The following is a 276-nucleotide window of genomic DNA, read 5'->3' on the forward strand; positions in this document are numbered from 1 at the left end:
GGCCGGGGATGTGCTCGCCCGGCTTGAAGCGGGTGTCGGTGGTCGGCCCCTGTCGATAGAGGTCGATATGTTCGTGATCGACGGGCGCCTGCCGCGCATCGTCGCGGTGCGCATCGCCGTGCCACACGCGGTAGCCTTCGTTGACGAACATGTGGTCCATCGCGACGGGGAAATACACGTCGAGCGTCGGGTGCCACGCGCCTGCATAGGCATCGGTGGCGATACGGAACGGGGCGGTGCGGGTGGGTCCGTATTCCAGTACGTACAGGCCGGGAT

1 protein-coding gene is annotated in these 276 nt (G+C 66.3%); it reads right to left on the minus strand.

Going from position 1 to position 276, the window contains the following annotated elements; all coding sequences use genetic code 11:
* On the minus strand, positions 1–276 hold a 276-nt coding region (locus AC0IYH_RS31400; protein ID WP_471838137.1), incomplete at both ends, for a hypothetical protein.

The sequence above is a fragment of the Pseudomonas sp. AC463 genome (assembly GCF_979253585.1).